Origin of the sequence: Arthrobacter sp. R-11 (assembly GCF_049913155.1) — a bacterium.
In the GTDB taxonomy this organism is placed as follows: Bacteria; Actinomycetota; Actinomycetes; order Actinomycetales; family Micrococcaceae; genus Arthrobacter.
The window spans coordinates 2,614,767-2,638,646 of the sequence record NZ_CP183979.1 but is presented as its reverse complement, the minus strand read 5'-3'; the positions used below and the strand labels follow the sequence as shown (position 1 = coordinate 2,638,646).

Annotated in this window: 24 protein-coding genes and 1 riboswitch; of the genes, 17 read left to right on the top strand and 7 right to left on the bottom strand. The window is 66.6% G+C overall.

The features are described 5' to 3' along the window. Positions 1-4: 4 nt before the first annotated feature. Positions 5-1,843: a phosphomethylpyrimidine synthase ThiC gene (gene thiC / locus ACN9M4_RS11980; RefSeq protein WP_426298139.1), complete on the bottom strand. Its 1,839-nt coding sequence runs from the start codon at positions 1,841-1,843 to the stop codon at positions 5-7. After that, positions 1,812-1,919, bottom strand: a riboswitch (TPP riboswitch). (Overlaps the previous gene by 32 nt.) Before the next feature lie 198 nt (positions 1,920-2,117). Between thiC and ACN9M4_RS11975 the strand changes: the two genes are divergently transcribed. From ACN9M4_RS11975 to ACN9M4_RS11895, 17 genes are all read left to right on the top strand, one after another. Continuing rightward, positions 2,118-3,215 (top strand): amidohydrolase family protein, encoded by a 1,098-nt coding sequence (locus tag ACN9M4_RS11975; protein ID WP_426298137.1) that lies wholly within the window; start codon positions 2,118-2,120, stop codon positions 3,213-3,215. 82 nt (positions 3,216-3,297) lie between these two features. After that, on the top strand, positions 3,298-4,170 hold the full coding sequence (locus ACN9M4_RS11970; protein ID WP_426298135.1) for a VOC family protein: 873 nt from the start codon (positions 3,298-3,300) through the stop codon (positions 4,168-4,170). A gap of 94 nt (positions 4,171-4,264) precedes the next feature. Further along, on the top strand, positions 4,265-4,702 hold the full coding sequence (locus ACN9M4_RS11965; protein WP_426298133.1) for a hypothetical protein: 438 nt from the start codon (positions 4,265-4,267) through the stop codon (positions 4,700-4,702). A gap of 232 nt (positions 4,703-4,934) precedes the next feature. After that, positions 4,935-5,357, top strand: coding sequence for a 30S ribosomal protein S16 (gene rpsP, locus ACN9M4_RS11960; protein ID WP_115788751.1), 423 nt, complete (start codon positions 4,935-4,937; stop codon positions 5,355-5,357). Between the two features lies 1 nt (position 5,358). Then, complete coding sequence (locus ACN9M4_RS11955) at positions 5,359-5,601, top strand: RNA-binding protein (protein ID WP_070347547.1); 243 nt, start codon at positions 5,359-5,361, stop codon at positions 5,599-5,601. Positions 5,602-5,745: 144 nt separating this feature from the next. Next, positions 5,746-6,300: a ribosome maturation factor RimM gene (gene rimM, locus ACN9M4_RS11950; RefSeq protein ID WP_426298130.1), complete on the top strand. Its 555-nt coding sequence runs from the start codon at positions 5,746-5,748 to the stop codon at positions 6,298-6,300. After that, positions 6,297-7,106: a tRNA (guanosine(37)-N1)-methyltransferase TrmD gene (gene trmD / locus ACN9M4_RS11945; protein ID WP_426298128.1), complete on the top strand. Its 810-nt coding sequence runs from the start codon at positions 6,297-6,299 to the stop codon at positions 7,104-7,106. The genes rimM and trmD overlap by 4 nt, the downstream gene beginning before the upstream one ends. Positions 7,107-7,370: 264 nt before the next feature. Beyond that, positions 7,371-7,724: a 50S ribosomal protein L19 gene (gene rplS / locus ACN9M4_RS11940; RefSeq protein ID WP_115788748.1), complete on the top strand. Its 354-nt coding sequence runs from the start codon at positions 7,371-7,373 to the stop codon at positions 7,722-7,724. An 81-nt stretch (positions 7,725-7,805) separates the two neighbouring features. Then, a complete protein-coding gene (gene lepB / locus ACN9M4_RS11935; RefSeq protein WP_426298125.1) occupies positions 7,806-8,483 on the top strand; it encodes a signal peptidase I in 678 nt (225 codons plus the stop codon). Then, positions 8,484-9,245 carry a signal peptidase I gene (gene lepB / locus ACN9M4_RS11930; protein ID WP_426298123.1) on the top strand — a complete coding sequence of 254 codons (762 nt, stop codon included), beginning with the start codon at positions 8,484-8,486 and terminating at the stop codon, positions 9,243-9,245. Then, complete coding sequence (locus tag ACN9M4_RS11925) at positions 9,242-10,060, top strand: ribonuclease HII (RefSeq protein ID WP_426298121.1); 819 nt, start codon at positions 9,242-9,244, stop codon at positions 10,058-10,060. Before lepB (ACN9M4_RS11930) ends, ACN9M4_RS11925 begins: the two co-directional genes overlap by 4 nt. 68 nt (positions 10,061-10,128) lie before the next feature. Then, the gene (locus tag ACN9M4_RS11920; RefSeq protein WP_115788744.1) at positions 10,129-10,461 is read left to right on the top strand and encodes a DUF2469 domain-containing protein; all 333 of its coding nucleotides are present in this window, start codon (positions 10,129-10,131) and stop codon (positions 10,459-10,461) included. 135 nt (positions 10,462-10,596) lie between these two features. Further along, a complete protein-coding gene (locus tag ACN9M4_RS11915) occupies positions 10,597-10,953 on the top strand; it encodes a YraN family protein (protein ID WP_426298119.1) in 357 nt (118 codons plus the stop codon). Between the two features lies 1 nt (position 10,954). Further along, positions 10,955-12,493 (top strand): YifB family Mg chelatase-like AAA ATPase, encoded by a 1,539-nt coding sequence (locus tag ACN9M4_RS11910; protein ID WP_426298117.1) that lies wholly within the window; start codon positions 10,955-10,957, stop codon positions 12,491-12,493. Between the two features lie 11 nt (positions 12,494-12,504). Beyond that, positions 12,505-13,734 carry a DNA-processing protein DprA gene (gene dprA / locus ACN9M4_RS11905; RefSeq protein WP_426298115.1) on the top strand — a complete coding sequence of 410 codons (1,230 nt, stop codon included), beginning with the start codon at positions 12,505-12,507 and terminating at the stop codon, positions 13,732-13,734. Between the two features lie 185 nt (positions 13,735-13,919). Further along, positions 13,920-14,807, top strand: a complete 888-nt coding sequence (locus ACN9M4_RS11900; protein WP_426303461.1) for a tyrosine recombinase XerC — start codon at positions 13,920-13,922, stop codon at positions 14,805-14,807. A gap of 261 nt (positions 14,808-15,068) precedes the next feature. Beyond that, positions 15,069-15,572 (top strand): DUF3145 domain-containing protein, encoded by a 504-nt coding sequence (locus ACN9M4_RS11895; RefSeq protein WP_426298113.1) that lies wholly within the window; start codon positions 15,069-15,071, stop codon positions 15,570-15,572. 123 nt (positions 15,573-15,695) lie between these two features. Here ACN9M4_RS11895 and ACN9M4_RS11890 read toward each other — a convergent pair whose 3' ends face one another. The 6 genes from ACN9M4_RS11890 to aceE all read right to left on the bottom strand — a co-directional run bounded on the left by ACN9M4_RS11890 (position 15,696) and on the right by aceE (position 23,648). Further along, complete coding sequence (locus ACN9M4_RS11890) at positions 15,696-16,931, bottom strand: beta-ketoacyl-[acyl-carrier-protein] synthase family protein (RefSeq protein WP_426298111.1); 1,236 nt, start codon at positions 16,929-16,931, stop codon at positions 15,696-15,698. Positions 16,932-17,061: 130 nt separating this feature from the next. Beyond that, positions 17,062-17,307: an acyl carrier protein gene (locus tag ACN9M4_RS11885; protein WP_070347536.1), complete on the bottom strand. Its 246-nt coding sequence runs from the start codon at positions 17,305-17,307 to the stop codon at positions 17,062-17,064. Between the two features lie 105 nt (positions 17,308-17,412). Then, positions 17,413-18,474, bottom strand: a complete 1,062-nt coding sequence (locus tag ACN9M4_RS11880) for a beta-ketoacyl-ACP synthase III (protein WP_426298108.1) — start codon at positions 18,472-18,474, stop codon at positions 17,413-17,415. Further along, entirely contained in the window at positions 18,471-19,400 is a 930-nt protein-coding gene (locus ACN9M4_RS11875) for an ACP S-malonyltransferase (RefSeq protein WP_426298106.1), read from the bottom strand. The genes ACN9M4_RS11880 and ACN9M4_RS11875 overlap by 4 nt, the downstream gene beginning before the upstream one ends. Before the next feature lie 88 nt (positions 19,401-19,488). Continuing rightward, positions 19,489-20,733 (bottom strand): PucR family transcriptional regulator, encoded by a 1,245-nt coding sequence (locus ACN9M4_RS11870; protein WP_426298104.1) that lies wholly within the window; start codon positions 20,731-20,733, stop codon positions 19,489-19,491. A gap of 164 nt (positions 20,734-20,897) precedes the next feature. Beyond that, positions 20,898-23,648, bottom strand: coding sequence for a pyruvate dehydrogenase (acetyl-transferring), homodimeric type (gene aceE / locus ACN9M4_RS11865; RefSeq protein WP_426298102.1), 2,751 nt, complete (start codon positions 23,646-23,648; stop codon positions 20,898-20,900). Positions 23,649-23,880: the final 232 nt, after the last annotated feature.

Here is a 23,880-nt window from a genome sequence, read left to right as displayed (position 1 = left end):
TCGGTCAGCCGCGGCGCCCCGAGGCTTCCGGCAGGGTCAGCTCGGGGAGATAGACCTTTCCGCCGGCCGCGAGGAACTCCTCGCTCTTTTCACGCATGCCGGCGTACATTTCCGCGATCGCCGCCTGGGCATCCGCGGAGCCGTACTCATCGCGGATGTCCTGGCTGATGCGCATGGAGCAGAACTTCGGCCCGCACATGGAGCAGAAGTGCGCGGTCTTTGCCGGTTCCGCGGGAAGCGTTTCGTCGTGGAACGTCTCGGCCGTGACCGGGTCCAGGGACAGCGCGAACTGGTCGCGCCAGCGGAACTCGAAGCGCGCCTTGGACAGCGCGTCGTCGCGTTCGTTGGCTCCGGGGTGCCCCTTGGCCAGGTCTGCGGCGTGCGCGGCGATCTTGTAGGTGATCACGCCGGTCTTCACGTCGTCCTTGTTCGGCAGGCCCAGGTGCTCCTTCGGGGTGACGTAGCAGAGCATGGCCGTGCCGTAGCGGGCGATTTCCGTGGCGCCGATGGCCGAGGTGATGTGGTCGTAGCCGGGGGCGACGTCCGTGACCAGCGGGCCAAGGGTGTAGAACGGCGCGCCCTTGCAGAGTTCCTGCTGGCGTTCCACGTTTTCGCGGACCAGGTGGAACGGCACGTGGCCGGGCCCCTCGACCATCACCTGGACGTCGTACTCCCACGCACGCTGCGTCAGCTCGGCCAGGGTGTCCAGCTCGGCGAACTGGGCAGCGTCGTTGGCATCCGCCGTCGCGCCGGGACGCAGGCCGTCGCCCAGGGAGAACGCGACGTCGTACTTGGCGAAGATCTCGCACAGCTCATCGAAGTGCGTGTAGAGGAAGTTCTCCTCGTGGTGCGCCAGGCACCAGCCGGCCATGATGGAACCGCCGCGCGAAACGATGCCCGTCACGCGGTTGGCGGTCAGCGGCACGTAGCGCAGCAGCACGCCGGCGTGGATGGTCATGTAGTCCACGCCCTGCTCGCACTGTTCGATCACCGTGTCGCGGAAAATCTCCCAGGTCAGCTTGTTGGCCTCGCCGTTGACCTTCTCCAGCGCCTGGTAGATCGGAACGGTGCCGATCGGAACGGGGGAGTTGCGGATGATCCACTCGCGGGTGGTGTGGATGTCATCGCCGGTGGAGAGGTCCATGACGGTGTCCGCGCCCCACTGGGTGGCCCACTGCAGCTTGTCGACCTCTTCGGCGATCGAACTGGTCACGGCCGAGTTGCCGATGTTGGCGTTGATCTTTACCAGGAAGGCCTTGCCGATGATCATCGGTTCGGACTCGGGGTGGTTGATGTTGTTGGGGATGATGGCACGCCCTGCCGCCACCTCGCTGCGGACCAGTTCCACATCGCAGTTCTCGCGCAGCGCCACGAAGCGCATCTCCGGGGTGATGATGCCCTGCTTCGCGTAATGCATCTGGGTCACCGTCTTGCCCTCGACGGCGCGGCGCGGTACCGGCTGGGCTCCCTTCCATTCAGCGGAGGCTGCACCCCGGCGCAGCGCCGACTTGCCGTCGTCGAGCAGGTTCCGTTCGCGGCCGCTGTAGGTCTCGGTGTCGCCGCGCCCCTCGATCCAGGCAGCACGGAACGGCTCCAGCCCGACCACCGGATCGCTGCCCGGGCCGGCAGTGCGGTAGACCTGCAGCGGCGCGTTCGCCTCGCCGTTGGGGGAGGGCTCCAGCGCAATCTCCGTGACTGGCACGCGGATGCCGGAACCGGCGTCCTCGATGTAGGCCAGGGAATGCGATTTCAGCGACTGCGTCACCTCGGCGGAACCGTTCTGGGCAGGGCTGTGCTGTGCATCTGAGGTACTCAAAGGATTACTCACTTCCTTCGCCGGCATTACCCGGACAGGTTCGACGGTCGCAGGCTGCGCCAGCCTGATCTCAGCCCATGCATGGGCCCCCGTGTGGTCGTAGACGAAGCTACCACAGCCCCGGGTGCGGGGACCGAAAAGCCTGGATGTTACTGTGGCGGCGTGCACCAGATCAGGGCCGCCTGGCGTCCGGCTACGCCTCCCTGCCGGGCATTGAAGGCGCCGCCGGCGCCCTCCTTGCGGCGGCGCTCGCAGACCTCGACGGCGGCTGCAGGATTGCAATGGAAAGGGAGCTTCAGCAATGAGCGTTGACGCCGGAGCCGGCATCATCGAATTCAGCGGGACCGTGCTGTGCGGGCCCGCGGAGGATCGCCGCGGATTGTGGTCCGTGGACGGCCGGCTCACCTTCACGAGGCCGGAACGGCAGCCGCAACTCGTCCTGGACGGCTGGGTGCTGCCGGGTTTCGTGGACGCCCACTGCCACATCGGCCTGGGACCCGGCGGCGCGGTGGACGAGGACACCGCCCGGGCCCAGGCCGCGGCCGACCGCGACGCCGGCACGCTTCTGGTACGCGACGCCGGCGTTCCCGCGGACACCCGCTGGCTGCAGGGGAGCCCGGGCGTGCCCCGGATCATCCGCTCCGGCCGGCACATCGCCCGCAGCCGCCGCTACCTGCGCGGACTGGGAGTGGAAATCGAACCGGAACAGCTCGTGGAGGAGGCCAGGAAGCAGGCCCGCGCGGGGGACGGCTGGGTGAAGCTGGTGGGGGATTGGATCGACCGCTCCGCAGGCGACCTCGGGCCCTCCTTCCCGGCCGCGGTCGTCAAGGACGCCGTCGCCGCCGCCCATGACGAAGGCGCACGCGTGACGGCCCATTGTTTCGCGGAGGACACCATCGACGACATGCTCGACGCCGGCATCGACTGCATCGAGCACGCCACCGGGCTGCTGCCCCGGCACATTCCGCGGCTGGTGGAGCAGGATGTGCCGATCGTCCCCACGCTGGTGAACATCGCGACCTTCCCGGACATCGCGAGGCAAGCCGAAGCCAAGTTCCCCCGCTACGCCACGCACATGCTCGAACTATGGGAGCGCCGCTACGAACGGATCGGGGAGGCGTTCGACGCCGGGGTCCGGGTCTACGCGGGAACGGACGCCGGAAGCGTCATCAAGCACGGCCGCATTGCCGACGAGATCCTTGAGCTGCACCGTGCCGGGCTTTCCCCGGCAGCGGCCCTCGACGCCGCCTGCTGGTCCGCGCGTGGATGGCTGGGAGCCGAAGGGATCGGCGAAGGCGCCCCGGCCGACGTCGTACTCTGTGCGGAGGATCCGCGGCGGACGCTCGCTACCGTCGCGCGGCTGCGGCACGTGGTGCTTGGCGGCCGGGTCATCAGGTAGCCCTTGGAATAAATTGAAGCTTCAAGTAATTTATTAAGAGTAGAAGCGCCGATCGGCGGCGCCAACACTTTCGGGAGTTTCAATGACCGCAGCATCCAATCAGGACCTGCTTCCTGCCGAACTGACCATGGGCACAGTCATGCTCAAGGTCGGCGACATGAAGCTCATGAGCGGCTACTACCAGAATGCCCTTGGCCTGGATGTTGTGGCCGAGCAGGACGGCGGACTCTACTACGGCCGTCTCGGAAAGCCCCTGGTGCACTTGGCCCCGGCCGCCGGCCTGCAGATTCCGGGGCGCCGCGAGGCCGGCCTCTTCCACACGGCCCTGCTGTTCGAGGACCGGGCCGCGCTCGCAGCCACCATTGCGACCGCCGCGCAATATGAGCCGCGCGCATTCGTCGGAAGCGCTGACCACCTGGTCAGCGAGGCGTTCTACTTCACCGACCCCGAGGGCAACGGCATCGAACTCTATTACGACAAGCCCCGTGAAGGCTGGGAGTGGAACGGCAGCACCGTCGTCATGGACAGCCTTCCGCTGGCCCCGCAGCGGTACCTGCAGGACCACCTGAACGAGGAAGCGGTGGCCAGCCAGCGTGCCGCTGCTGCCGGCGTCGGGCATGTCCACCTGCAGGTGGGCGATGTGCAGACCGCCCAGGACTTCTATGTCAGCACCCTCGGCTTCGAGCGGACTGCGGGATGGCACGGCCAGGCCCTGTTCGTCTCTGCCGGCGGCTACCACCACCACATGGCGATGAACGTCTGGAACAGCCGCGGAGCCGGCCCGCGCCGCGACACCCTGGGCTTGGGTGAAGTGGTGATCGAGGTGCCGTCCGGTGACGACGTCGGAGCGTTGGCGGACCGCCTCAAGGTCGCCGGAATCGAATCGCACCACACCGGACAGGAGTTGCGTTTCGAGGATCCGTGGCGCAACCGCCTCCGCGTGGCCGTCCGTTAGCTCCCAGTCCGTTACGCTGATCGGGACGGCGCGATTCCCCCGCTGGTTCGGGGCCGCCGTGCTGCGTTGGAACGGATGAATGAGAGTGGTTTCCATGGGTTTTGCCGAAATTTTTGTTGCCACCCACGATGAAGCGCTCAAGCGTGCGGCTGCGCTGGAACGCGGCGGCGAAGTGGCCGGTGCGGCGGTTCGCATCCCCGGCATCAGTGATTTCGAAGTGGAGCAGCTCGGGGACCTGGCCGGACACGCCGTCCACGCCGCGGGCGCCGACTACGAGCTGGCCATGGTCGATGTCACCAGTGACGCGCTGCTTGGCGTTCCTGCCGCCATGGTGCGTGCCCTTTCAGAGCTGCTCAGCTACGAAAGTGAAGGCGAGGGCAACGTCCTGGACGATGTCGCAGAAAGCTGGGCCGCGCAGGAGGACATGCCCTTCGGTGCGGAGGAATCCCGCGGCTACGTCCAGCAGCTGGCGGCGCTGGCCGCCGATGTCGAAAAGTCCGAACGGGCCGGGCTCTACGTCTGGTCTGTCTGAGCATCCGCGCCGGGGCCACAAGGTTTCCTTCGCCCGGCTCCGGCGTGCGCGACACCCTGGGAGGTCCAGTTCGAATTCCCGTCCGCCATCTGGCACAATGGACAGGTACTCGATCCGTGCGGCCCCTCTCTCCGTGCGCGCATCCTGTCCTTAGAACCCTCAAGTATGGCCCGCCCCACGGGTGCAGAACGATGGGTTCACCCTCGTTTCAGAAACAGGAGTGACCACAAAAGTGGCCGTTAAGATTCGCCTCAAGCGCTTCGGTAAGATGCGCGCACCGTACTACCGCATCGTTGTCATGGACGCCCGCGCCAAGCGCGATGGCCGTGCCATCGAAGAAATCGGCAAGTACCACCCCACCGAGGAGCCCTCGTACATCGAGGTCGCTTCCGAGCGTGCACAGTACTGGCTGTCCGTCGGCGCCCAGCCGACCGAGCAGGTTGCCGCCATCCTGAAGATCACCGGTGACTGGCAGAAGTTCAAGGGCCTGCCGGGCCAGGAAGGCACCCTGAAGACCAAGGCTCCGAAGGAAGCCTTCGTCGCTCCGGAAAAGGGCTCCGTGATCATCCCCGAAGCCATCACCAAGAAGGCCAAGAAGGAAGAGGCCGCTGAGGAAGCCGAGGCTCCCGAGGCAGAAGCCACCGAGGCCGAGTAAATTGCTGGCAGAAGCGCTCGAACACCTGGTCCGCGGCATTGTCGACAGCCCTGAGGATGTCAAGGTCAGTGCCAGGAACAACCGACGCGGTGAATCGCTCGAGGTTCGTGTCCACCAGGACGACCTCGGCCGGGTCATCGGCCGCCAGGGACGCACCGCACGTGCACTGCGCACTGTGATCGCGGCTCTGGCCGGTGGCGAGCAGGTCAGGGTCGACGTCGTCGACACCGACCGCCGCCGGTAGACGCGCTCAGCAATAGCTGGACTTTGGATCCGGTCCCGCCACCAGATAATGGTGGAGGGGCCGGATTCCTTTTTTCGCCCCATCAGACTTTTCGGGCCGCTTGCCGCAGAGGCGCGGCACAGCGTAGGAAAAACAGAGGAAACCATGCAGCTTCAGGTGGCCAGAATCGGCAAGCCCCACGGAATTCGCGGCGAGGTGACAGTGCAGGTGCTCACCGATGCCCCCGAGTCCCGATTCGTTCCCGGCACCGAATTCCTCGTGGAACCGGCCAAGCTCGGCCCGCTGACCGTCCGCAGTGCCCGCTGGAACAAGGACATCCTGTTGCTGGGCTTTGAGGAGATTGCCGATCGCAACGCCGCAGAGGTCATCCGCGGCGCCAAGCTGTTCGTCGAAACCGAAGAGCTTGACGACGACGACGAAGAAGGCTGGTACGAGCACGAACTGGTGGGCCTCGAGGCGCGCGTGGGGAGCCAGGTGGTCGGCCGGGTCACTGCCCTGAACACCTTGCCCGCACAGGACCTCCTGGTAATCGAAGGCGCGGACGGCAGGGAAATCCTGGTGCCCTTCGTCGAGGAGATCGTTCCCGAGGTCAACCCCGACGGCGGCTACGTGCTGCTGGTTCCGCCGCCCGGCCTGTTCGAGCTCAACAGCGATGAAGCCAACAGTGGCGACGACGGCGGCACCGGGGACCGCGCGTGAGGATCGACGTCGTCAGCATCTTCCCGGACTACCTGGCCCCGCTTGAGCTCTCGCTCATCGGCAAGGCGCGCCAGGACGGGATTCTGGAACTCAACGTCCACGACCTCCGTAGCTTCACCACGGACAGGCACCGCACTGTCGACGACACGCCCTACGGCGGCGGTGCCGGGATGGTGATGAAGCCCGAACCCTGGGCCCAGGCGCTCGAATCCGTGGCCGCCGCTGCCCCCGGGGAACGGCGGCCGGTGCTGGTGGTTCCCTCGCCGGCGGGGGAGCGCTTCACCCAGGCCACCGCCTACGAACTCGCCGAAGAAGAACACCTGGTGTTCGCCTGCGGCCGCTACGAAGGCATCGACGAACGCGTCATCGAGTGGGCTGCGGAGCACTTCACCGTCCGTCCCATGAGCCTTGGGGACTACGTGCTCAACGGCGGCGAGGTGGCTGTACTCGCCATGGTGGAGGCCATCGGGCGGCTTCTGCCCGGCGTCGTCGGGAACCCGGATTCACTCGTCGAGGAATCGCATTCGGACGGCCTCCTCGAATACCCCGTCTACACCAAGCCGTCCAACTGGCGTGAGCGCGAAGTTCCGGAGATCCTGCTCAGCGGCAACCACGGCAAGATTGCGCGCTGGCGCCGCCACGAACAGTTCCGGCGGACCGCCGCGCGCAGGCCGGACCTTTTGGACGCGTTCGACGCCGGCAGCCTGGACCGTGCGGACCGTACCGCTTTCGCCGAACTCGGGTACGACGTCGTCGACGGCCGCCTGCGCCGGCGCACCGGTCCCGAAGGGGACGCACGGGCCTGACCGCGGAACGCCGGGCCGGAACCATCCGTGCGGAAAAGCCGCGCGGGAATTGGCCGCGTGCCGGGTGGTATGGCAAAATTGTTCTTTGTGTCTGCTGGGTCCGCGCCTGCCACAGGGGGAGCGCAACCAACAGCGGGACACGCGGCACCCCCGATCAGTGGTGGGGCCGTTCTTTTGAACTTCGACGGCAATTTCCGGACTGTTCCGGGCTTGGCCGCCGTGACCCAAAGTGGATGACCTGTGGCGTCCACCAGGAGTGGATTAATGCATATCCTCGATAGCGTAGATGCAGCTTCGCTGCGCAACGATGTTCCCGAGTTCCGCGCCGGTGACACCCTCAAGGTGCACGTGAACATCATCGAAGGCAAGAACTCCCGTGTCCAGGTGTTCCAGGGCTTCGTCCTGGGCCGCCAGGGTGACGGCGTTCGCGAAACCTTCACGGTCCGCAAGGTCTCCTTCGGTGTCGGTGTTGAGCGTACCTTCCCGGTGCACTCCCCGATCATCGAAAAGATCGAGGTTGTCACCAAGGGTGACGTCCGCCGCGCCAAGCTCTACTACATGCGCGAACTGCGCGGTAAGGCTGCGAAGATCAAGGAAAAGCGCGACTTCAACAAGTAAGTCTTCCGACTTACGCAGCGGGTCCTGCGATCCGTCCCGGCCTGCGCCGGAGAAATCCGCAACGCAACAGGGATACGAACCATGGACCACGCAGAACGCCAGCCCCGGAAACAGGGCTGGCGTTTTGTTTTGCTCGGAGTGGTCCTGGCTGTGGCCATCAGCGGCCTGGTCCGCTCCCTCTGGATCGACGTCTACTTCATCCCCTCGGAATCGATGGAACCGCTCCTCGGCACCGGGGACCGCATCCTTGTCTCCCGCACGGATTTCAGTGCCGAACCCATCCGCCGCGGCGACATCGTGGTCTTCGACGGCAGGGGGACTTTCGCTCCGCTCAGCAGCGGCAAGGGCCCGCTGGCAGACGCCGCGGCCGGCGTCGGACACTGGCTGGGCCTGACCGGCAGCGACACAACCTATGTGAAGCGGGTCATCGGCGTCCCGGGGGACCATGTGCGCTGCTGCGGCACGGACGGCAGGCTCACAGTCAACGGTCAGGCAGTTGCGGAATCCTACCTCTATCCGGGCGACGCGCCGAGCGCGCAGCAGTTCGACGTCGTGGTCCCGGAAGGCCGCCTTTGGCTCATGGGCGACCACCGCTCACGCTCCGCGGATTCCCGCAGCCTGCTGGGCGCTCCCGGCGGCGGACTGGTTCCCGTGGACCGGGTGATCGGCAGGCCGGTCCGGATCATCTGGCCACTTGATAGATTGGCAGAACTGCCAAGGCCAGCATTGGTCGCAACAACTTCGAAGAACGGACAGTAGATGCCGGAGAATCCCGAACAGGAAGCCGAGACGCCGGACGAGGACGGCAAGAAGGGCAATCAGTTCCTGCTCTGGCTCAAGGAGATCGGCACGGTCGTCGGGATCGCCATCGTGCTGTCATTCCTCATCAAGACCTTCCTGTTCAAGGCGTTCTTCATCCCGTCCGAATCCATGGTGGCCACCCTGGAGAAGGACGACCGGATCTTCGTGAACCTGCTGGTACCGGAGCCCTTCGCCCTCCAGCGGGGTGACATCGTGGTGTTCAAGGACACCCAGGGCTGGCTCCCGGCCACGCCGAAGGAAGACCCGGGGCCCTTCAAATGGCTGCAGGACGGCCTCGCCTTCGTGGGACTGCTCCCGGACGAAACGGAACAGCACCTCGTCAAGCGCGTCATCGGCCTGCCCGGCGACCATGTGGTCTGCTGCGACTCCCAAGCCCGGGTCAGCGTCAACGGCACCGTCCTGAACGAGGACTACCTCAACCCTGCCGAGCCGCCGAGTGCCAACCCCTTTGATGTGGTCGTCCCGGCTGGGAAAATCTGGGTCATGGGCGATAACCGCAACAATTCGGCGGACTCCCGCGAACACCGCGAAATGAACGGCGGCTTCATCAACCTGCCCGACGTCGAAGGCAAGGCGGCCGTGATCGCCTGGCCCGTAGGCCGCTGGCAGGTCCTGGACAACCACTCCGAAGTCTTCCGCAGCGTTCCGGCGCCGTCCCCCGAGGACAGCAGCTCCAACACCGCGCCCACGGGCAAATGAGCAGCCGGGCTACGGGGGCCAAGGCGGGCGTGGCGAAGTCCACCGCTCGCAAGACGACGGCGCCAAAGACCACTGCGGTCAAGTCGACCGCGCGCAAGGCAAGCCCGCGGGGTGCCGCGGCGGCCGCTGCGACGAAGGCTTCCGCCGCCCCGACGCTGGACATTGAACGGAGCTTCCTCGCGCCGGGAGTCCGGCTGCTCGCCGGCGTCGATGAAGTGGGCCGCGGTGCGTTCGCCGGGCCCGTCTCGGTGGGGATCGCCGTCGTCGATCTCCAGGAGCAAAGCCTGCTTGACGGCGTACGCGACTCCAAGCTGCTCAAGGCCGAAGACCGCGAACGGCTCGAACCGCTGGTGCGGGGCTGGGCGGTCGCCGCTGCCGTCGGGCATGCCAGCGCAGCGGAAATCGACGGCCTCGGCATCATCGCTGCCCTCAGGCTTGCCGGCAACAGGGCCTGGAGCGAGCTCCTGGCCGCCGGAACGCGGCCCGACGTGGTCCTTCTTGACGGCAGCCACGACTGGCTCTCACCGCCCGCGCAGGTTTCCCTGTTCGATACGGAGGCAGCAGCCGACCCCGGCGTGACCGAGTGTGACGCCCCCGTGCACACCCGGGTGAAGGCGGACATGTCCTGCCTCAGCGTTGCGGCCGCCAGTGTCCTTGCCAAGGTGGCGAGGGATCGGATGATGCTGGACCTGCACAGCGAATTCCCGGGCTTCGCGTGGAATGAAAACAAGGGCTATGGCACCACGGCCCACCGCGAAGCCCTGCGGGCCGCGGGCCCGAGCAGCTACCACCGGAGCAGCTGGAACCTCCTCTAGGGCGGCAGGCTGCCCGCGTCGGAACGCCGCTGGCTGTCGACACCGGTGCGATGGTGCAAGATGGATCTATGAGTGCCGAAGATCTTGAGAACTACGAAACCGACATGGAGCTCCAGCTCTACCGCGAGTACCGCGATGTGGTCGGTTTGTTCAGCTACGTTGTCGAGACCGAACGGCGTTTCTACCTTGCCAATCACGTCGATCTGCAGGCCCGCAGCGCCGACGGCGAGGTCTACTTCGACCTGACCCTCCAGGACGCCTGGGTCTGGGATGTCTACCGTTCCGCGCGGTTCGTGAAGAATGTCCGCGTCATCACCTTCAAGGACGTCAACGTCGAGGAACTTCCCCGGAACGAACTCTCCTTGCCGAAGGACGGCGATCTCGGCGACCTCGGCAACTGACGCCGTGCGGTAGCCGGATGCTTCCAGTGTCCCGGCTTCTCCTCCACAACCGCATTTCCGTCGGGTTTCCCACATAGCCCTTTTTCCTGCTGTTCCCGCTTCCGGCGTGCCCGCACGCTGGTAGCGGAGGTGGACATGAAAGAGAAAGACATCCTCGGCAGGCAGGGCGAGGCCCTTGCTGCCGGGTTCCTGGAGACCCTCGGGATGCGGATCATCGACCGCAACTGGCGGTGCCCCTCGGGCGAGATCGACATCGTTGCCCTGGACGGCGACACCCTGGTGATCGCGGAGGTGAAGACGCGCCGCAGCCTGGACTACGGGCATCCCTTCGAAGCCGTCGGCGCGGCGAAACTTGCCCGCCTGCAGCGCCTGGCCTCATCGTGGTGCCGTGCCCACGAGCTGCGTGCCTCGGGCCGCCGCGTGGACGTCGTCGCCGTGATCGACGACGGCATCGGGTCGCCGAGCCTTGAACACCTCAAGGGCGTGGGCTGACATGGGCGTCGCACGGAGCTACTGCGTGGCGCTGCTGGGCCTCAACGGCTACATCGTGGAGGTCGAGGCGGACATCGGACAGACTTTGCCGAACTTCCTCATCCTGGGCCTGCCGGACGCCGCCCTGAACGAAGCCCGGGAACGGATCCGCTCGGCCGCGCAAAACTCCGGCATTCCGCTGAGCCGGCGCAAGATCACTGCCAACCTCATCCCGGCGTCGCTGCCAAAACGCGGCTCCGGTTTCGACCTCGCCATCTGCGTGGCGGTGCTGGGCGCCGCCGGGGACATCCGCTCCACTGAAGGCACTGTGTTCATCGCCGAGCTTGGCCTTGACGGCCGGCTGCGCCCGGTCCGCGGCATCCTGCCCGCCGTGATGGCGGCGGTACAGGCCGGGCACCCGGACGTCGTGGTGGCCCAGGCCAACGCCGCCGAGGCCATGCTCGTACCCGGTGCCCGGGTCCGCGGATACAAAACCCTTGCCCGGCTCGCCTTCGACTTCGGCGCGGACCCGCAGGACCTTGCGCTCGACTACGACCCCATGGAGGAAGAAGACCCCGACGGCGGCACCCTCCCGTCCGCCGCGCCTGACCTCTGCGATGTCTCCGGGCAGGGCGACGCACGCCGCGCACTTGAAGTCGCCGCAGCGGGCGCCCACCACGTGCTCCTGAGCGGACCCCCCGGCGCGGGGAAGACAATGCTCGCCGAACGGCTTCCCGGACTGCTTCCGGACCTCGGGGACAAGGAATCCATGGAGGTCACCGCGATCCATTCGCTTTCGGCCGTGCACATCGAAAAGATCTCGCTGCTGCGCAGGCCCCCGTTCGAGAACCCGCACCACAGCGCAACCGCCGCGGCAATCATCGGCGGGGGTTCCGGCCTCCCACGGCCCGGCGCCGCGTCCCGTGCGCATAGGGGCGTCTTGTTCCTGGACGAGGCCCCGGAATACGAACGCCGCGTCCTGGATGCCCTGCGCCAGCCCCTGGAAAGCGGTGAGCTCGTGATCCACCGCTCGGCGGGCACCGCCGCCTATCCCGCCCGGTTCCAGCTGGTCCTTGCAGCGAACCCCTGTCCGTGTGGCAAGGCCAGCGGGAAAGGCGTGGATTGCACGTGCACAGCGGTTATGCGGCGGCGCTACTTCGGAAGGATGTCCGGTCCGCTCCTGGACCGCGTCGACATCCAGCTTCAGGTGGAGAGGGTCTCCCTGGCGGATTTCGGCCAGGCCGGCGGAGAAGAGGATTCCGCAACCGTGGCCAGGCGTGTGGCGGCCGCCAGGTTCCGCCAGCAGGAGCGGCTCGGAAGTTTCGGACTGGAGACCAACTCCCAGGTCCCGGGCCGCCTGTTAAGGGGTGTGCTGAAGCTGCCTCCGGCGACCACCCGCATCCTGGACAGCTCCCTCGAACGGGGAGCGCTTACCGCGCGGGGCTACGACCGTGTCCTGCGCTTGGCCTGGACACTGGCCGACCTCGGACACCGTGACCGGCCCGGCCTTGACGACATCGGGCAGGCACTGGGCTTGCGGCAGGCGGTGGCAGCCGCATGAAAGGAACATCGATGACCACGAACGCCACGCCCAGCCTGACGGGCCCCCAACCCTCGGCGTCGAAAGACGAACGCATCGCCCGGGCAGCCCTTTCCCGGCTCATGGAACCGCAGGATGCCGCCGGACTGGCCCTCGTGCGCCTCGCGGGAGCCTCGGACGCCCTTCGGATCGCCACGGGCCAGCTTACGGCCGGCCCGGCCCTTGAGCAGGAAATGACGGCTCTGCTGCTTGACGGCGGTCGTGCGTCATGGCCGGGCCTTCCAGCCTCCCTGAAACGCTGGATGCCCCGCGTCCGGGACCTTGCGCCGGAGCGCGACCTGGCCACGATGCAGCGCCTCGGCGGGCGGCTCATCATCCCGGGAGACGCGCTCTGGCCGGCACAGCTGGCCGACCTCGGACTCCATGAGCCGCTGTGCCTGTGGTGGCGTGGGCACGAGCTCGAATTTCCGCCCGGCCGGCGCACCGTTGCCCTTGTCGGTTCCCGGGATAGCACCGGATACGGCGGAGCCATCGCCGGTGAATTCGCCTACGGGCTCGGCCAACGCGGCTACACGGTGGTATCCGGCGGCGCCTACGGCATTGATGCCCACGCACACCGGGGCGCGCTGGCGGGCGGCAGCAGCGATGTTCCCACCATCGCCGTCATGGCCGGGGGAGTGGACCGCTACTATCCCTCCGGAAACGAGGAGCTCCTCCGTGCCGTCGCCAACCAGGGAGCGGTCATCGCGGAGGTCCCACCGGGCTCAGCTCCCACCCGGTACCGCTTCCTGCAACGAAACCGGCTGATCGCTGCACTGGCCGCCGTCACGGTGATCGTCGAAGCACGATGGCGTTCCGGTGCACTCAACACGGCCCATCACGCTGAATCCATCGGCCGGGTGGTGGCTGCCGTACCGGGGTCGATCCACAGCGCCAATTCGGCAGGATGCCACCGGCTCCTGCGTGAAGGCGGCGCCGTGTGCGTCACCGACGTCGGTGAGATTGCCGAACTGGCCGGCGGAAGCGGCGAGGAACTGGCAGGTGAGAAGGAAGCGGCCGCATCCGAGCATGACGGCCTCACACTGGAGGACCTGGTGTTGTTGGATGCCCTGCCGCTGCGCACCACGACGTCCGTGGAGAAACTTGGTGTCGTGGCGGGGTTGGGTCAGGACGCCGTCCGGGCAGGACTCGGCCGGCTGGGATTGCTGGGCCTGGCCGTCTCCGAACGAGGCGGCTGGAAACGGTCAAGGAAGAATGCATGATCCTGAACGACGCGTGGGGAAGGGACGTGGCGGTGCAGCCTGGCGCAGGCGGCTGCTGGCAGAGTTGAAGGGTGGACAGCGAAGCAAACCAGGACACGGCCGCAAAAGACGCAGCAGCCAAAGACACGGCCGCAAGCGGCCCCGGGCGGCAGGCTCCGCCGGTGCCCCCTGCCTTTGTGGCAGCAATGGCCGGGTTCCGCCGCTACCTTGAAGGTGAACGTGCCCGCTCAGCGCACACTGTCCGCGCCTACCTGGCCGACCTCGAAAGCCTGTTCGCTTACGCCGCCGGTGAAGGGGTTGAAACACTTGCCGGGCTCGAACTCGGTACGCTGCGCCGCTGGCTTGGCAGGCAAAGCGAGGAAGGACGCTCCCGGGCAACCCTGGCCCGCCATGCCGCAACCATCCGCACGTTCACCTCCTGGGCCCTGCGTGAGGAACTGATAGCCGCCGATCCCGCTCTCCGCTTGCAGGCACCCAAACGGGAGCAATCCCTCCCCGGCGTTCTCCAGCGCCGGCAGCTTGGCCGCATCTTTGACCGGCTCGACGAGGACGCATCCGAGGGAGCACCCGTCCCTCTGCGGAACCGGGCCCTGGTGGAACTGCTGTACGCCACCGGGATCCGCGTCGGTGAGCTCGCTGGCCTGGATATTGATGACCTCGACGCCGACCGGCGCACCCTCCGGGTCGTGGGCAAAGGCAACAAGGAACGGACGGTTCCCTACGGGCTGCCGGCTGCGCTCGCCGTCGACGATTGGCTCCGTCGCGGTCGGCCGAAGCTTGCCACGCCGCATTCCGGTCCGGCCCTGTTCCTCGGAGCACGGGGAAGGCGCCTCGACCAGCGTCAGGCACGCAGCGTGGTCAAAGGACTGCTGGAAGGGCTCGGAGACACCTCGGCCACCGGACCGCACGCCCTGCGGCACTCGGCGGCCACCCACCTCCTCGACGGCGGCGCGGACCTGCGGGCCGTCCAGGAAATCCTCGGCCACAGCAGCCTGGCCACCACCCAGATCTACACCCATGTGTCCGTGGAGCGGCTCCGGGCAAGCTATCGGCAGGCCCATCCGAGAGCATAAACCCCGAGCAGTCGGTAAATGACGGAAAACTGCGCTGGCGCAAAAGCGGTGTGTACGGCAAAATGAAAGCAATGTCCCGGAAGTTTCAAGCACTGCTTGAAGCTTGTAAATGACCGGGCCGCAATTTAGTAATCGGGAAAATACAGTTTCATAATCTGGGAAATACAGTCCGCCAGGGTTCACCGAATACCCGGTCACGGCACGGCAACTATCCAGGCAGAGGTCGTTGGGGAAGACGTACCTACAGCTATGGAGGATGGAATGTCTGTTGCAATGACCCGAGGTGTCCTGTTTGTCCACTCGGCCCCGACGGCACTGTGCCCGCATGTGGAGTGGGCCATCGGATCGGTCGTGGACAAGCGCACCGATCTTGACTGGACCCCTCAGCCTGCTGCGCCCGGAATGTTCCGGGCCGAATTGTCGTGGGTCGGTGCCCCGGGCACGGGCGCCCAGTTGGCCTCGACGCTCCGCGGCTGGGCCCACCTGCGCTATGAGGTCACCGAGGAGCCCAGCCAGGGCGTAGACGGCAGTCGCTGGTCCCATACCCCTGAGCTGGGCATATTCCACGCCGTCACGGACGTGCACGGAAACATCATGGTCAGCGAGGACCGCATCCGCTACGCCTACGAATCCGGCGCCGGTGACCCCGCCGCCGTGTACCACGAACTCTCCCTGGCGCTCGGCGAGGCCTGGGATGAGGAACTCGAGCCGTTTCGCCACGCCGCCGAAGGGGCCCCTGTGCGCTGGCTGCACCAGGTCGGCTAGGTATCAGGGCATTTCGCCCGGCAACAAACACTCCATAGCAAGGAAGAGGGCCCCGCCAACGGCGGGGCCCTCTTCCTGTGTCCGTCAGAACATCCGGAATCGGCTGCTGGACGCTCCGGGTTGCTAGACGCTCCGGACCGCGATGACGGCATTGTGGCCGCCGAAGCCGAAGGAGTTGCTTAGGGCCACGATGTCGCCGGCAGGCAGGCTGCGGGCCGAGGTGACGACGTCGAGCGGGATCTCCGGGTCCTGGTTTTCCAGGTTGATGGTCAGCGGAGCCTGGCGTTCGTACACAGCCAGGACGGTCAGCACGGCTTCCACGGCACCGGAGGCGCCCAGGAGGTGGCCCATCTGGGACTTCGTGGCGGAGACCGCGACGTTGTCGACGTGGGCGCCGAGCGCGGCGCGGAGTGCCGTGTACTCGGGCTTGTCACCGACAGGGGTGGACGTCGCGTGGGCGTTGACGTGCACGACGTCCTCGGCGTGGATCCGGCCGTCGAACATGGCGGCCTTCAGGGCACGGGTGGCACCGAGGCCCTCGGGGTCCGGAGCGGTGATGTGGTAGGCGTCGGCCGTGACCGAGGTGCCTGCCAGTTCACCGTAGATCCGGGCACCACGGGCGAGGGCGTGTTCCTCGGCCTCCAGCACCAGGGCGCCGGCGCCTTCGCCCATCACGAAGCCGTCACGGTCGATGTCGTAGGGACGCGAGGCGTGCTCGGGGTCGTCGTTGCGGCGGGAGAGTGCCTGCATGGAGGAGAAGGCGGCGAGCGGCATCGGGTGGATGGCAGCTTCGGCACCGCCGCACATGACGACGTCGGCCTTGCCGGAGCGGATCAGGTCCAGTCCCAGGTGCAGGGCTTCGGTTCCGGAAGCACAGGCGGACACCGGGGTGTGCGCGCCGGCGCGGGCGCCGAGGTCCAGGCTGACCGCAGCGGCCACGCCGTTGGGCATGAGCATCGGCACGGTCATCGGCAGGACGCGGCGCGGCCCCTTTTCCTTCAGGGTGTCCCAGGCGTCAAGCAGGGTCCAGACGCCGCCGATGCCGGTGGCGAAGGCGACGGCCAGGCGGTCATGGTCGATCTCCGTGATACCGGAGTCGGCCCAGGCTTCACGGGCCGCGATCACGCCGAACTGGGTGGACGGGTCCATGCGCTTGGCTTCGACACGGGAGAGCACATCGAGGGCCGGCGTCGAGCACCGTGCGGCAAAGTGGACGGGAAGGTCGTACTTGGCCACCCACTCGTCCTCGAGCGTGTGGGCCCCGGAGACCCCTTTCAGCGCGTTCTTCCACATTGTGGGAACGTCGCCACCGATGGGAGTGGTGGCCCCCAGACCGGTAATGACTACTTTGCGTGCCATGCGATCACTCTCTGTCGGAAATCAGCCTGCTCGGCTGCGGTTCTTCGCAGGGCAGGAAAACTTTGGTACTGCGGCTGTGCCGGGCGCGGGATGGCGGTGCACCCGGGCCCGGCACAGCTGGAAGGCAGGACTAGGCCTGTGCGTTCGCGATGAAGTTGACGGCGTCGCCGACGGTCTTCAGGTTCTTGACCTCTTCGTCCGGGATGCGCACGCCGAACTTCTCTTCGGCGTTGACGACGATGGTCATCATGGAGATGGAGTCGATGTCCAGGTCCTCGGTGAAGGACTTGTCCAGCTCGACGGCGTCTGCAGCCAGGCCGGTTTCTTCGTTGACGATTTCAGCCAGGCCGGCCAGGATTTCTTCGTTGCTAGCCATTGTTGGCTCCTTTTCTTGTTGTGCCGGCTATGCCGGAAACGGGGCAAACCGCGGTTACGGCTTGGTTGTCAAGGTCATGTTCGTTCCATGCCTGCCGCAGCTAGGTTACGGCAGGACCACCACCTGGGCGCCGAAGACCAAGCCGGCGCCGAAACCGATCTGCAGGGAAAGCCCGCCGCTGAGCTGCGGGTTCTCTTGCAGGAGCCGGTGCGTTGCCAGCGGAATCGAGGCCGCGGAGGTATTGCCCGATTCGGCGATGTCGCGGGCGACGACAACGGACTCGGGAAGCTTGAGCTTTTTGACCATCTCGTCGATGATCCGCATGTTCGCCTGGTGCGGCACGAATGCCGCGAGGTCCGAGGCTTCGATGCCGGCTGCGTCCAGTGCCTGCTGGGCGACCTTCGCCATTTCCCAGACAGCCCAGCGGAACACGGTCTGCCCGTCCTGGCGCAGTGTGGGCCAGACGTCCTGGGTCGCCGAGATGATGGCGAGGTCGTCCGTCTCGTCCGAATGCCGCGCGGATTCGCCGAGCTTGCGGACCTCGTCGAGGGAGTGGGTCATCCCGATGGCGTTCCACTTGCTGCCGTCCGAACCCCAGACCGACTGGCCGATGCCCGCGGTGTCGGAAGGCCCGATGACGACCGCACCGGCGCCGTCGCCGAGCAGGAAGGAAATGGTGCGCTCGTGGTTGTCGATGACGTCCGAGAGCTTCTCGGCACCGATTACCAAGACATACTCTGCCGCGCCGGAGCGGACCAGGGCATCACCCTGGGCGATGCCGTAGCAGTAGCCCGCGCAGGCGGCCGAGATGTCAAAGGCGGCAGCCGGCGTCGCGCCGAGCCGGTCGGTCAGCGCGGCGGCTGCGGACGGAGTGGCGAAGGGGTGCGTCACGGTGGAGACGATCACGGCGCCCAGCTGCGAGGCTTCGATGCCCGCCTGCTCCAGGGCTTCGCGGGCAGCACCTTCGGCCATGTCGATCACGCTGACACCCTCGGGCGCCCGGTGCCGGGTGACGATGCCTGTCCGCTGGCGGATCCACTCGTCGGAGGAGTCGATCCACTGGCAGACGTCGTCGTTGGTGACGATGACGTCGGGCCGGTAGGCGCCGATGCCAAGGATCCGGGAGAACTCGTTGACAGGAGCCTGCTTCAGGGCCGGGGCGCTCATGCGCTGGCCTCAAGCTCTGCGAAGAGGGCCAGCGCCGCGGACAAGTCGTCCGGGGTCTTCACGGCAACGGTTTTGACGCCGGGCATGCCGCGCTTGGCCAGGCCGGCAAGGGTGCCTGCCGGGGCCAGCTCGATCAGGCCGGTGACGCCGCGCTGCACCAGGTGTTCCATGCAGAGGTCCCACCGGACCGGGCGGGATACTTGGGCGATCAGGCTGGCGACGGCGGCATCGCCGTCGGTGACCTCGCCGCCGTCGAAGTTCGACAGCAGCGGGACGGAAGGAGCCTGCGGCTTCAGGGACGGGCGCAGCGCTTCGAGGGCGCTCACGGCAGGTGCCATGTGGGCCGTGTGGAAGGCGCCGGCTACCTTGAGCGGGATGACCCGGGCCTTGGGCGGCGGGTTGTCGGCGAGGGCCTGGAGCTGTTCGAAAGTTCCCGCGGCGACGGTCTGGCCCGCGCCGTTCACGTTGGCCGGTGCTGCGCCGGAAGCCTCGATGGCCGCCAGGACCTCGGCCGGATCGCCCCCGACGACGGCACTCATGCCGGTGGGGGTGACGGCCGCGGCGGCTGCCATGTTGTTGGCGCGTTCGCGCACAAACGTCATCGCGTCGTCTTCGCTGAGCACCCCGGCGAGGGCGGAAGCCGTGATCTCGCCGACCGAGTGCCCGGCCAGGACCACCGGCAGCGTGTTGAGTTCGACGTCGAACAAGGACTTTGCGGCGACCAGCCCGGCCGCGACGATCAGGGGCTGCGCAACGGCGGTGTCCTTGATGGTCTCCTCATCCGAGGTGGTGCCGTGGGCCTTGAGGTCGATTCCGGCGATCTCGCTCAGAGCAGCCAGATGGCCCTCCACGGAAGGCAGCTCAAGCCACGGGGCCAGGAATCCAGGGGTTTGCGAGCCCTGTCCAGGGCAGACGATTGCAAGCACGTAACCAGCTTTCCAAATTGCTGCGTGATCCAACGGTGTTTTCGTACACCAAGCTCACTGGGACGGTTTGTAGGAAGTCTACAACGACTCAGTTCCCGTTCCGGGAACCATGACGCTCCGGAGACGCCTTCGGCGGGGTGGACAAACGGCCTACCACCAGGGCCGTCTGGAGCACGAAGGCCTCGCGCGGAAGCAGCGGATCCCACCCGGTCACATCGCAGACCCGCTTGAGCCGGTACCGCACTGTGTTGGCATGGACGAACAGCTCCCGGGCCGTGGCTTCGAGCGAATGGCCCAGTTCAAGGTAGGTTCCGAGCGTCTCGACCAGCCCATTGGAGGCGGCGATGAGCGGCCGGTAGATGTTCTTGATGAGCGAGCGGCGGGCGGCGTCGTCGCCGGACACCACGCGTTCGGGCAGGAGGTCGTCGGCCGCGACCGGCCGCGGGGCCGACGGCCAGGCACGCGCAGCGGTGAGCCCGGCAAATGCTGCCTGCGCCGAACTGCTCGCTTCCAGCAGCGAGCCGGCCTCAGGCCCGTAGACCACTGGACCCGGGGCGAACAGTTCGCTCAGTTTCAGGTAGGCGGTGTCACGGTCCTGGACGCCGCCGAGGATCAGGATCAACCGGTCGCCCTGGATGCCCACCAGGGCGTCCTCGGCGAAGCGGCCGGCGGTGCGGCGCAGTTCGCTGACGTAGCTCGCGCTGGGTTCGGAGGGTGAATTGCCGACCATTACGGTAAACCGTTCCTGGGCCTTCCAGCCCAGGGCGGCGATCCTGGATCTCAGCGCGTCGGTGTTCTCGCCGCGCAGGATCGCGTCGACAATCAGGGCTTCGAGCCGGGTGTCCCAGGAGCCGCGGGATTCCGCGGCGCGGGCGTAGACGTCGGCGGCAGCGAAGGCCACTTCGCGGGAGTAGCGCAGCACCGCTTCGCGCAGGGACGGCTGGTCGGGTTCCGGCGCGATCACCGGGACCTGGTTCTCCACGACTTCCACCACGATCCGGATCAGCTGCAGGGCCTTCTGCAGGCTGATCGAGCGGGTGAGCTCGGTGGGAGCGTTGCCGAAGACGTCGGTGAGGATCCAGGAGGGCGAGCTCGGTCGTTCGTACCAGGTGACGAACGCCGCGATGCCGTTCTGGGCCACCAGTCCCAGCGCCGAGCGTTCGTCAGCGCTCAACCGGGTGTACCACGGAAGGGATTTCTCGAGCTGGCGCATGGTGGTGGTGGACAGCTGGCCGACATTCGCGCGGAGCCGTTTGAGGGTTTCGGCTTTTTCGGGGGAGACCGCACGCGATGGCGCCTTGCGTTTCGCGGAGGTAGGGGTGGGCTCTGCCATTCCTTGAGCATAAGGCCCCCGCCGTGCAAGCTCCATTTGTGCGAAGGCTACAAGCCGGTACCGCAGGTTTCCGCCCGGGACCGCTTCCCGCCGGGAAGCCCCCTTAAACGCCCGACGGCGGCCCCACCTTCCCGTGGGGCCGCCGCCTGGGTGTTGCCGGGTGCCTAGCTGTCGCCGCCGGCGCCGCCGGTGGTTCCTGCGTTGACGTCGAGCAGACGGTACTTCTCGATGGCCAGGCCCGGAGCCGAGGAATCGACCTTGCCCTGCTGTGCGAGCAGCTGGAGGGTCTTGGCGACGATCGAGTGGGTGTCGTTCTTGAAGAAACGACGGGCCGCGGCACGGGTGTCCGAGAAACCGAAGCCGTCGGCGCCGAGGGCCGCGAAGTCGTTCGGGATGAACTGGCGGATCTGGTCCGGCACAGCCTTCATGTAATCCGAAACGGCAACAACGGGGCCTTCGGCACCGGCAAGCTGCCGGGTGACAAACGGCACCTGGGCGGCTTCGCCCGGGTTCAGGAAGGCCTGCTCCTCGGCGGCAAGGCCGTCGCGGCGCAGTTCGTTCCAGGAGGTGACGGACCAGACGTCGGCTGCCACGTTCCAGTCTTCGTCCAGGATGCGCTGGGCTTCCAGGGCCCACGGCACCGAAACGCCGGAGGCGAGGATCTGGGCCTTCGGACGGTCCGTGGAGCCGTTGGTGGCGGCGGCCAGCCGGTAGATGCCCTTGAGGAGGCCGTTGACGTCGAGGTCTTCCGGTTCGGCCGGCTGGACGATCGGCTCGTTGTACACGGTCAGGTAGTACATGAGGTTGCGGTCAGCCGAATCCGGTCCGTACATGCGCTCCAGGCCGTCACGGACGATGTGGCCGATTTCGTAGCCGTAGGCGGGGTCGTAGGTGACCACTGCCGGGTTGGTAGAGGCCAGGATAGGGGAGTGGCCGTCGGCGTGCTGCAGGCCTTCACCGGTAAGGGTGGTGCGTCCTGCGGTGGCGCCGATGATGAAGCCACGGGTCATCTGGTCCGCCGCGGCCCAGAAGGAATCGCCCGTGCGCTGGAAACCGAACATCGAGTAGAACACGTAGATCGGAACCAGCGGTTCGCCGTGGGTGGCGTACGAGGTGCCGGCCGCGGTGAATGCCGCCACGGCACCGGCCTCGTTGATGCCCGGGTGGATCAGCTGGCCGGCCGGGGACTCCTTGTACGCGAGCACAAGGTCGCGGTCCACGGACAGGTAGTTCTGGCCCTTCGGGTTATAGATCTTCGCCGTCGGGAAGAAGGCGTCCATGCCGAAGGTGCGGGATTCGTCCGGAACCACCGGGACGAAGCGCGCGCCGAAGTTCTTGTCGCGCATGAGGTCCTTGAGCAGGCGCACGAAGGCCATGGTGGTGGCCGCCTGCTGCTTGCCCGAACCACGCTTGGCAACCTCGTAGGACTTGGCGTCCGGCAGGGTGACCTCGCTGTGCTTGGAACGGCGCTCCGGAAGGAAACCGCCCAGCTCCGCACGGCGCTCCATGAGGTACTTGATCTCCGGAGCGTCCATGCCCGGGTGGTAGTACGGGGGACGGTACGGGTCGGCTTCGAGCTGCTCGTCCGTGATCGGGATGCGCAGGTAGTCGCGGAAGGCCTTCAGGTCCTCGAGCGTCAGCTTCTTCATCTGGTGGGTCGCGTTGCGGCCCTCGAAGTGCGGACCCAGGCCGTAGCCCTTGACGGTCTTGGCGAGGATGACCGTGGGCTTGCCCTTGAACTCGGTTGCAGCCTTGTAGGCGGCGTAAACCTTGCGGTAGTCGTGCCCACCCCGCTTGAGCTGCCAGATCTGCTCGTCCGAGAAGTCGGCAACCATGTCCTTCGTGGCCGGCGTCTTGCCGAAGAAGTGCTCGCGGACGAATCCGCCGGACTCGGCCTTGTAGGTCTGGTAGTCGCCGTCGAGGGTCTCGTTCATGATGTTCACGAGGGAACCGTCGGAGTCCTGGGCGAGCAGATCGTCCCACTCACGGCCCCAGACGACCTTGATCACGTTCCAGCCGGCACCGCGGAAGAACGCCTCGAGTTCCTGCATGATCTTGCCGTTGCCGCGGACGGGTCCGTCCAGGCGCTGCAGGTTGCAGTTGATGACGAAGTTCAGGTTGTCCAGGTTCTCGTTGGCGGCGAGCTGGAGCAGGCCGCGCGATTCGGGCTCGTCCATCTCGCCGTCGCCCAGAAAAGCCCAGACCTGCTGCTCGGAGGTGTCCTTGATACCACGGCCCTGCAGGTAGCGGTTGGCCTGTGCCTGGTAGATGGCGTTCATGGGGCCGATGCCCATGGAGACCGTGGGGAACTCCCAGAAGGTCGGCATCAGGCGCGGGTGCGGGTAGGAGGACAGCGCATGGCCCTCCTTGGACTTCTCCTGGCGGAAACCGTCGAGGTCTTCTTCGCTCAGGCGTCCTTCCATGAAGGCGCGGGCATACATGCCGGGGGAAGCGTGTCCCTGGAAGAACACCTGATCGCCGCCGGACGGGTGGTCCTTGCCGCGGAAGAAGTGGTTGAAACCGACTTCGTACAATGTGGCGGCGCCGGCATAAGTGGAAATGTGTCCGCCCACGCCGATGTCCGAGCGCTGTGCGCGGTGCACCATCACTGCTGCATTCCAGCGCATGTACGCCCGGTACCGGCGTTCGAATTCTTCGTTGCCCGGGAACTGCGCTTCCTGGTCAGCCGGGATGGTGTTTACATAGTCCGTCGTCGTGACCATGGGTACTCCCACGGACTGCGCGCCGGCGCGCTGCAACAGGCTGCGCATGATGTACTGCGCGCGTTCGGTTCCCTGCTCCTTGATCAAGGTGTCCAGGGACTCAATCCATTCCGCGGTCTCTTCCGGATCACGATCAGGCAGCTGGGCAGTCAACCCGCTGAGGATGTGTGAGGTCTCTTCTCCTGCAGCCACGTCCAACCTCTCTTTTGGCGCACGTAGCGGCGCCTCAAGTCCGGCAGGGTAACTGCCTGTCATGAACGCGTCGTGTGCGACATCTCGGTTACAACAGCCCGGTCAGGTATGCCGGGCAGGTTCTCTTGAGCAACGGCTGCGCATTCACGGGGCGGTTGCCCTGCAGCCGAAGTGCTCACTGGCCACTGTAGCTTTGTCGATGCTGGGATGCGTAGCCGCGCGGGCCCTTTAA